This window comes from Adonisia turfae CCMR0081 (assembly GCF_011009555.1).
In the GTDB taxonomy this organism is placed as follows: domain Bacteria; phylum Cyanobacteriota; class Cyanobacteriia; order Phormidesmidales; family Phormidesmidaceae; genus Leptothoe; species Leptothoe turfae.
The window spans coordinates 6,968,494-6,977,868 of record NZ_QXHD01000004.1; the positions used below are offsets into that span (position 1 = coordinate 6,968,494).

8 protein-coding genes and 2 tRNA genes are annotated in these 9,375 nt (G+C 45.7%); 8 read left to right on the plus strand and 2 right to left on the minus strand.

All coding sequences use genetic code 11. The features are described from left to right. Positions 1–644: 644 nt before the first annotated feature. From gshA to DXZ20_RS33635, 6 genes are all read left to right on the plus strand, one after another. Entirely contained in the window at positions 645–1,793 is a 1,149-nt protein-coding gene (gshA, locus tag DXZ20_RS33610; RefSeq protein ID WP_163703002.1) for a glutamate--cysteine ligase, read from the plus strand. 254 nt (positions 1,794–2,047) lie between these two features. Further along, entirely contained in the window at positions 2,048–2,521 is a 474-nt protein-coding gene (locus tag DXZ20_RS33615; protein WP_163661743.1) for a tRNA (cytidine(34)-2'-O)-methyltransferase, read from the plus strand. Positions 2,522–3,290: 769 nt separating this feature from the next. Then, on the plus strand, positions 3,291–5,228 hold the full coding sequence (locus tag DXZ20_RS33620) for a peptidoglycan DD-metalloendopeptidase family protein (RefSeq protein WP_163703003.1): 1,938 nt from the start codon (positions 3,291–3,293) through the stop codon (positions 5,226–5,228). A 207-nt stretch (positions 5,229–5,435) separates the two neighbouring features. After that, positions 5,436–5,507 (plus strand) — tRNA-Met (locus DXZ20_RS33625). Positions 5,508–5,735: 228 nt separating this feature from the next. After that, positions 5,736–6,341, plus strand: coding sequence for a peroxiredoxin (locus DXZ20_RS33630; protein ID WP_163661220.1), 606 nt, complete (start codon positions 5,736–5,738; stop codon positions 6,339–6,341). A 52-nt stretch (positions 6,342–6,393) separates the two neighbouring features. After that, positions 6,394–7,008 (plus strand): peroxiredoxin family protein, encoded by a 615-nt coding sequence (locus DXZ20_RS33635; RefSeq protein ID WP_163703004.1) that lies wholly within the window; start codon positions 6,394–6,396, stop codon positions 7,006–7,008. Here DXZ20_RS33635 and DXZ20_RS33640 read toward each other — a convergent pair. Further along, a tRNA-Ser gene (locus DXZ20_RS33640) sits at positions 6,979–7,067 on the minus strand. The two genes, DXZ20_RS33635 and DXZ20_RS33640, sit on opposite strands and share 30 nt — an antisense overlap. A gap of 15 nt (positions 7,068–7,082) precedes the next feature. After that, on the minus strand, positions 7,083–8,285 hold the full coding sequence (gene alr / locus DXZ20_RS33645) for an alanine racemase (protein WP_163703005.1): 1,203 nt from the start codon (positions 8,283–8,285) through the stop codon (positions 7,083–7,085). A gap of 108 nt (positions 8,286–8,393) precedes the next feature. Between alr and DXZ20_RS33650 the strand changes: the two genes are divergently transcribed. Then, complete coding sequence (locus DXZ20_RS33650; RefSeq protein ID WP_163661226.1) at positions 8,394–8,897, plus strand: HNH endonuclease; 504 nt, start codon at positions 8,394–8,396, stop codon at positions 8,895–8,897. Positions 8,898–8,953: 56 nt separating this feature from the next. Then, a partial coding sequence (locus tag DXZ20_RS33655; protein WP_431732094.1) for a DHH family phosphoesterase occupies positions 8,954–9,375 on the plus strand: 422 nt, incomplete at its 3' end.

Here is a 9,375-nt window from a genome sequence, read left to right on the forward strand (position 1 = left end):
CTAAAATATCCCGATTCACAGTAAACCAAACCCGTAAAACAGCAGATGTGTAACTAGGTATGTATTCCTAGTAGCTTAACCTATCTATCCTTGATAATTACATCTACAAAAGAAAAACCTTCTTTGAAGAGTGGCTCCGAAAGCTCAAACATTCAACCGCTGCATTAACCCATATATCTCATCTATATATATAGATGGATCTCATATATATATAGATGCTTGGGCTACAACAAAGACTGTCCTTGGTAGAATACCCAGCCAAAGAGCAAGTATCCACCTGCTATCCAAGCAAAACCCTATGTTCTCAACTACAGCATCAATTACATCCGCACCGAAAAACCTACAGGTTATTTATATAGATAATAGATAGTGCCATCTAGATAAATAGCTATCTATTCGACTTCCCCTCTGCATATCTATGGACTTTTCCTTCCCATGTACTCTCCGTATATATGATGCTCAATTTTGTTGTCACTATGTATAGGACATAGGACACATCGATTAGGGCCACATTCCCCACATCAAATCAGCTCTAACCAACAAAGCCCATTACAAAGCATCCGCTCCAGTCAACTCTTCAGCCTTTAAGATGGACAGGTGCAATTATTGCGACAACTGCAATCTGCCTACATCGGAGTAACATCGTGCTGCTGTCAAAAGGGTTTGAAGTCGAAATGTATACTGGCCACACCGATGGCACAATCATCGGTCTGTCAGACAAAATTGTTAAATCCCTGAGCGGATTTGTTCGCGAGCCAGATAGTCGTAACGTTGAATACACGACCCCTCCATTGCAGCACTATGATCAGTTACTCTGTGAACTCGTTACGCCCCGGCGACGGTTGAGGGAGTTTCTCAAAACTCTTGACCCCAGCTATACCATTCTTCCTGGGAGCACCTTAGCTACTGGCAATAGCCAGATTTTCTCTCGTTCTGATCCGAAAAATCCTTACCATGCCTACATTGAGCAAACCTACGGAACCAATGTAGTTACTGCCAGTATCCATATCAATCTGGGTATTAGCGATCCTGAAGTATTAATGCGAGCTTGTCGGCTCATTCGGGTTGAAGCCCCTTTAATTCTTGCCTTGAGTGCATCGTCCCCTTTCCTCGACAACCAAGTGACCGGCTATCACTCTAGTCGCTGGCATGTATTTCCCCAGACGCCTAGTCATGTCCCTCTCTTTGAGAGCCATGCGCACTTCATTAAATGGACAGAAGAACAGCTCAAACTAGGCACCATGAAAAACGTTCGTCACCTTTGGAACTCTGTACGCCCCAATGGAGACTGCCGTCCCTATAAACTCAATCGCCTCGAAGTTAGAATTTCAGACCTGGTAACTGACCCAATTCACTTATTGGCAATCACAGCTCTCCTAGAATCACGTATTCTCCAACTACAGCAAGATCCAAATTTGGATCCCCTCGTCTCTAGCCAACTGCCTAGTCACAATCGTCATGACGATTTGCTCTCAATTACTGAAGCCAATGAAAAAGCTGTGGCAAAAGCCAGTCTAGATGCAGAGTTACAACATTGGTACGATGGCCAGCCCATTAATACCACTGATTGGATCACACAGATTTATAACGAAGTCCTACCCATTGCGAAAGCTCAAGGTATTGCTTGTTTTCTGACACCTATCAAACAAATCCTAAGGGAAGGCAACCAGGCGCAGAATTGGCTCAAACAAGTAGACACTGGTCTGGATGTTGCTCAAGTAATGGCCCAAACCATTCAAATTATGGAACGTCAGGAGCAAGCGTTACAAAGCGATTTATGTCAGCCAGTTTAGGCCCCAATCCCCCATAATCATCTACCTGGTTCTATAAAAACCTAGAGTTATAGCTTAATAGCCAATCGATTAGTCAATGCTATGGAGCGCTAGCAACATTAGATTTTTCATAGGTCAGGACATAAAAAAATGCCTACGTCCAAGAAGTGAGATCGATTGATTAGTAACTCCTATATAAAGGCGATGCAAAATAGGCATCTGGGTATAAAAAAGCCCAGGAAAAATAATCAATTGCACCACATAGAGTTATGTCAATGCCCAAAATTGTCCTTGTTAACCCAGAAATTCCACCAAATACAGGTAATATTGCCCGCACATGTGCCGCAACGGCCACTGAACTACATTTAGTAGAACCCCTGGGATTTGAACTCAGTGATCGATATCTCAAGCGAGCGGGCTTAGATTACTGGCCTCACGTTAATTTGCAAGTGCATCCAGATCTAAATAGTTTTGGGCAATATCAACAGCAAATAGGTGGCCGTCTCATTGGTTTTACGACCAAAAGCACATATAGCTACATAGAGATTAAGTATCAAGAAGACGATTGGCTATTATTTGGTAGCGAGAGTGAAGGACTCCCTCGATCACTGCTAGAGACCTGTGAGCAAACTGCCAAAATCCCCATGCTGCACGATAGCGTCCGTAGTCTTAATCTTTCAGTAAGTGCTGCCATTGGGCTTTTCGAGGCCTTACGACAGCTTAATTACTTATCGTCTCCCACTGCTTAGGTACAGAAATATTATAGAGAGATTGCACATCTAGTTGTCATAGCCAATCAGACTATATATCTATGGGTTCATAGATATATAGAGCTCATTTCAGGGAGAATAACTGCCAAGTCATAGGGAATTTACTGCCAGGTCTAAGAGCTGCAATCTCATATGAGCAAGGTGCGGCAAGGCTCAGAGTGGAGTGTCAAACAACTTCTTCTCCTGTATTGACCTGCTTCAAGACAGTCATTTCAGATACAAATCAACCATTCCTGCGATAAAAATTTTCTATAGCGCTACAGTCATCACAAAGGTCCAATCCAGATCAAGTTCCCGAAAGAACTGGGAATCCTAGAAAATAAGACTATTGGGAGCATTTATACCTAACAAATCGCGGGCAAGTCTCTTAGGCACACTTTGTGCCGTCAATACTTTCTAAGGTGATATCACTAGAATCGCTTAAACGCTTTTCTACAAAAGGATTCGCAGAATTCCGGAAAGCAGTCCTAACGCCTTATTGAGATAAAAATCCATCGCAAATTCAATTTCATGTTGATTTTGGAGAATACGATGGAACTTGTTTGGTACAGGATTGATCTTTTGATTAAGTCGTGTAAACTTGCCTAAGTTGGGTACGAAAGGTGCTCACTTGCTATGGGCATTTTTGCTCTGTGCACGTGCCTCATCTACCTGATTCAACTTGTAGTCAACGGCCTACTATCGGGCAACTGCATAGGGACAAGTTGGTTTCGAACAGTTGAACGCCGGTCATTTAGGAGGTTATTCCTTGAAACGAGCAAATTTTCAGGAGCCCAAGTCTGAAGTAAGTCATTCATGTTTCTCCGACATGGATACTGTTTCTGAGCAAGCTCCGTCTGGAAACGCTGGCAGATCAAAGTCTGCCGCTATGCTGGGACTTGCACTCTCATTTGGTGCATCTGGAGTTTTATTCGCTGATAGTGAAGCAACTGCAGCGGTTGGATCTTTTGCGATCGCAACGTCAGCAAATTCAAGCGAATCACCCCAGTTGCCATCTATGCTCCACGGCCATTCGGAGCAACCTGTAATGAATGGTCATGCTGTATATCACACGGTTCAACAAGGAGATAGCCTTTGGCAGATTGCCCAAGAGCACCATGTTGAAGTTCAGGATATCAAGCTGGCAAACCGCATATCCCCTGACACAACACTTCAGGTAGGTCAAGTGATTAAGGTTCCCAATGAGGAATCAGTTCAGCCGACCCTAGTTTCTCTACTACCAGGGGCCCAGAAAAATTCGGGTGACCAAGCTCAAGCACCTAATCTAGAGCGTTTGGTAGCAGGTATTTCAAGTGTTGATAGAAGTTCCACACAGTCTGAGCTGGTAAACGAGGTTGATGAGCCAGCCGTTGTTGCCTCCGAAGAGTTAACTGGTGATGTCTCTCTACGCTCAGCTGGCATAGTGTCCCATTCTGATGGGTTTCAAGCTGATCTCAAGCAGTTGGCATCTAATAGTCAGGTATCTAGCGATCAATCTACAATGATCGACAGCTCGGCAATTGAATTACAGTCATCCCCAGGCGATGCAGCAAAACTTTTAAATTTTGAAGAAGCCACCGATACGGCATTCAACAGTTATGAAGTTCGTCCTGGTGACACCGTTGAGGATATTGCACTCTCATTGGGCATAACGTCTGAGAGTCTAGTTGCAACAAATAGCTTAGAAGATCCTGACTTCATTGTGGCAGGAGATACTCTAGATGTTCCTGAAGAGGTTGCCAATGAGTTGATCATCTCTGAAGCAGCTTCTTCCATTACACAATCTTCTCCTGAATTAACGGCATCCTCTTCCCTAAGCGATTTTGATGGCACCCATCTAGGTCGCCTACAGTCAACGGTTGAGAATCGTATTAATGGGTCTTCAACCCTACAGCGCTTACGTGGTGGTCAAGGTGGTTCTGTTATATCCCAGCCCCACCTTGTTAGTGAAGAGATTGAAGACACAATTGAATCCGTCACTGTTGAAGATCCATATACCGCTGACCTCCTGGCTGACGTGAATTCAGCGCAAGAGTTGGCCCCAGAGCTGAGCACATCGTTAGAGTCCGATAATGAAATTGCCTTAAAGCAATCGTTGCCGGCAGCTGATGATGTTGTAGTCAACCCACAGTTTCCTGGGAATCGTTTGGAAGCTAGAGCAACTTCTGATATCAGTTCCACTCAAAATTCTGAATTATTAGCAGCTGCCCCTCTTGATCCAAGCGTTTACGTCTCTCCTTCTAGCCCTGCCACAGGTCAAGTTGTTTCCCCTGAAATGCCTATACTGCCGTCGGCAGATGAGTATCTCCCAGAAACACCTGATTACTTCAACGGCTACATTTGGCCAGCTCGTGGCATCCTGACATCCGGCTATGGTTGGCGCTGGGGCCGTATGCATCGTGGCATTGATATTGCCGGTCCTGTTGGCACTCCAATTGTTTCTGCTGCTGATGGTGTTGTTGAAAGAGCGGGTTGGAATTCTGGCGGTTATGGCAACTTAGTTGACGTTCGTCATGCCGACGGCAGCTTGACTCGTTATGCCCACAACAGCCGCATTACGGTTAGACAAGGCCAGCGGGTGGCTCAGGGTCAGCACATTGCCGACATGGGAAGTACGGGTTATAGCACTGGTCCTCACTTGCATTTCGAGGTTCATCTACCAGACCGTGGCACTGTGAATCCGATGGCAATGCTGCCCAACCGTTAAGACGAATTAGCTAGCGTTAAGATTTTGAGCAAGCCTTGTCTTACTGATGGTAAGACAAGGCTTATCTTTTTACAACGACACGTAGAGCTGACAAACCTTGCTTATCCTGCTTGGGAAAAAGACTAGTAAGTGCTGCAATTCTCTACGTAGTTTCTTGACATTTCGTGATAGATTTAATTAGTTGCTGTGTGTAAAGCAACTTGAACTGGCTCAGTAGCTCAGTGGTAGAGCAGGGGACTCATAAGCCCTTGGTCACGTGTTCAAATCACGTCTGAGCCATTTTTATTTTCTTATTTGATATATCGCGGTAGTCTAAAGAGGCTACGCTCACTTGATACGCTCTTTGTTAGGGAGTCCCTACCAAGTAGTCCAAACCGATGCGCTGGTTTTCGGGGAATTTAATGTTGTTTACATTCTGCTCTGCGCTTTGAGTAGTCTCCGGTAGCTGAGCAATAGGCCCGTATTGCTGGTATGTTAGTTAACTAGATTTTTGTTGGAGACAAACGGATGAGTACCCCGGTGGAAGGATGCCTGCGTGTTGGTCAGCCTGCTCCTGATTTCACTGCAACAGCCGTAGTTGATCAAGAGTTTAAGACGATTAAACTCTCTGACTACCGTGGTCAGTACGTTGTACTCTTTTTCTATCCACTAGATTTCACCTTTGTTTGCCCTACTGAGATTACAGCTTTTAGTGACCGTTACGATGAATTCACGGCTCTCAATACAGAAGTATTAGGGGCCTCAGTGGATAGTGAGTTTTCTCATTTGGCTTGGATTCAGACAGAGCGTAAAGCGGGTGGCTTGGGAGATTTGTCCTATCCCCTGGTCTCCGATATCAAGAAAGAGCTTAGCGCTGCTTACAATGTACTAGAGCCCGAAGCTGGTGTTGCCCTGCGCGGTTTGTTCATCATTGATAAGGATGGAATTGTGCAGCACTCTACCATCAATAACCTTTCCTTTGGCCGTAGCGTCGATGAAACATTGCGAGTCTTACAAGCAATTCAGCATGTACAATCACACCCTGATGAAGTGTGTCCAGCAGGATGGACGCCAGGCGAAAAAACGATGACGCCTGATCCTGTGAAGTCCAAAGAGTTTTTTGCTTCGATTTAGGTGCATCGTCCAACCGACAGCTAACCGTTTTCATCTCACCTTTTAGGTATCAATGACTGCAGCTTTCAAACTGACCTCCACGGATTTTCGAGGGGTCATTAGTCAGCGTTTTTTTAGGAATTTTTTACCGCTACCTGCATTTAGCAAGTTTCGAGTAGGCCAGACTCTGCCTGATTTTGATCTACCCATGGTGGGGCAAAGAGCGTCTATTAAACTTTCTAGCTATCGCCAAAAATCAGTGGTCGTTCTGGCGTTTACACGTATCTTTACCGAAAAACAGTACTGTCCCTTCTGCTATCCACACATTATGTCGATGGTCGAAACCTACAAAAAGTTTGACCAGCTAGGTGCGGAAGTGCTCATGATCACTAGCACTGACATGCGTCAAAGTAAAATCGTGCACAGGGATCTGGGGCTGGAGATGCCACTTTTAGTGGATTCTAGCTGCAGTATTTTTCGCCAATATGGTACGGGCCAGGCGTTGGGGGCACCTTTACCGGCACAATTTGTAGTAGATCGCTCAGGACGTCTCACATTTCAGCACTTATTTTCATTTGCTCATCCAAACGCAAGCTCAGAGCGTTTACTGTGGGCTGTCCACAACGCGAGCCATCAGGTTGAAGTTACCAGATTAAAACGGAGAGGGAGGGATTCGAACCCTCGATAGAGCTTACGCCCTATAACTCCTTAGCAGGGAGCCGCTTTCAACCACTCAGCCACCTCTCCAAGGTCAGAGCTGCATTATAACAAGCTATCTTCAGCGGGGTAAAGCCTTCTAGTGCGATTTCTTGTCATAATTCTTGGCAACCGATGTTTAAAGCTACATAGAATCTCCCAAGAAATCGTCCCAATACGATTGGCCCAATCATCTGCAGTGATTTGGTGGGAGGTAGAATTTCCAAGCAATGTGACGATGTCGCCTTCCGTCAGACCATGGATATCTGACACATCTAACATCAGTTGATCCATCGTGATAGCACCCACCTGGCAAACAGGCTGATCATCAATCAACACAGTCAGCTGGTTGGATAATTGACGAGGAATACCATCAGCATAACCAATACCTACAACGGCAATGGTCATTGGGCGTTTAGCCACAAAACGATGCCCATAGCTAACGCCAGCACCAGCAGAAATTTTCTTGATATGGGTAATACGCGCTTTAACTTCTAAGGCTGGTTGCAAGTTAAGCAACGACTGTAAATGCGGTGCTGGTGCCAAACCATATAGCCCCAAACCCACGCGCACCATATCGTACTGCAAGGCATCGGCATCGGTGAGGGTAGCTGCTGTATTCGCTAAATGCAGGCGTGCAGGGAGTTGATTATGCATTTCAAGGGTTGCGATCGCACGCTCAAAACGCTCATGCTGACGTCGCATTTCCGTCGGATCCGGTTCATCAGCTGTTGCAAAATGGGAATACATACTTGTTATCTGTAACGCAGGCAGCCCACTAACAAACTCCACAAACTCCAATGCCCGCTGCCAATCAAACCCAAGCCGCGACATCCCCGTATCTAATTTGATATGTACTGGCAAGGGCAAACAAGCATCGCTTAACGCTGTCGCAAACACAAGCGCCTGTTTAGGTGTGACGATTGTAGGTTGCAACTGCCAGCGAGCTAGCGCCCTTACCTCCTCAGCATCATGCAAGGCACCCATCACCAAAATAGGTGCGGTTAAACCCGCTTGCCGTAGTTCAATGCCTTCAGGCACGGTTGCTACACCTAACCATGTCGCCCCTGCCGCCAAAGCAGTCCGAGCCACTGCAATTGCACCATGACCATAGGCATCAGCTTTCACTACAGCCATTAGATCAGTTGTGGGCCGTAATAATGAACGAAACTGGCGCACATTATGGTGGATTGCCTCCAAATTAATCTCCACCCAAGCCCGCGAACATCGCATGGCTGCAACACTTGGGGTATCTTCCCACCTCAGCATGTTGCATCTCCTTTACTGAAAAAGCACACCACGGCCACAGTATCGCAAGAACCAAGGCATTCAAGCGACCTGTGTTAGTATCAAATCACAAGTTTTATATGAACCTCAATGAGCAAGGTTCTAGTCTTAAATGCCTCTTATGAGCCCTTGAACATCACAAGTTGGCGACGTGCCATTGTGCTGATTATTAAGGGCAAGGCCGAAACTGTGGAACATAATGGTCGCTCAATATACGCGAATTTTCCTCTACCCACAGTTATTCGACTGCGTCACTACGTTCGCATTCCCTACAAAGAAATCCCCTTAACTCGTCGGAATCTGCTTTATCGCGATAATCATACCTGCCAATACTGTGGCTATGCAGGTGATGGCCTGACGCTAGACCATGTGATCCCTCGTTCTCGCGGTGGAAAAGAAGTATGGGAAAACATGGTATCAGCATGTGTACGTTGCAACGTCAAAAAAGGTAATCGAACTCCAAAAGAGGCTAGAATGCCTCTGCGGATTACACCGCGTAAGCCCCACAGCAGCCTTTACTTTGAAATTGCTCGCCACACGCGTGGAGATGCCCATCAGGAATGGCGTAAATATGTCATTGGCCTTACCGGTTAATTGACCGAACATTCCCCCACTGCTCTCCTCTGATTTCAACCTAATTCTTTCTGTGAATGGCCTCCCAAGACGCATTGCTTAAATCTTCTAATCACACGAGTTATAGGCCAAACGTGGATTTCAGCGATGGCCCCGCAGCGTCATTACGCCATTTGCTCATTACCCATGCTGGTAGCCGACAGCTGGTTTTAATTCAAGATTTTCCAGATCCCGATGCCCTGTCTTCAGCCTGGGCATATCAATTGATTGCAGCTACTTACGATGTCGATTGCGATATTTTTTATTCAGGTACCCTTAGCCATCAAGAAAATATTGCTTTAGTTAAACTAACTAACCTTCCCGCTAAACGCTGGCCCAGCAAAAAAAAACCGGATTTATCCCAGTATGCAGGCTATGTATTAGTTGACACCCAGGGCACTACTAGCCAGTTATTAGAACAGGTCAACACCGCAGGAGTACCTCTTTTAGTTGTGATTGA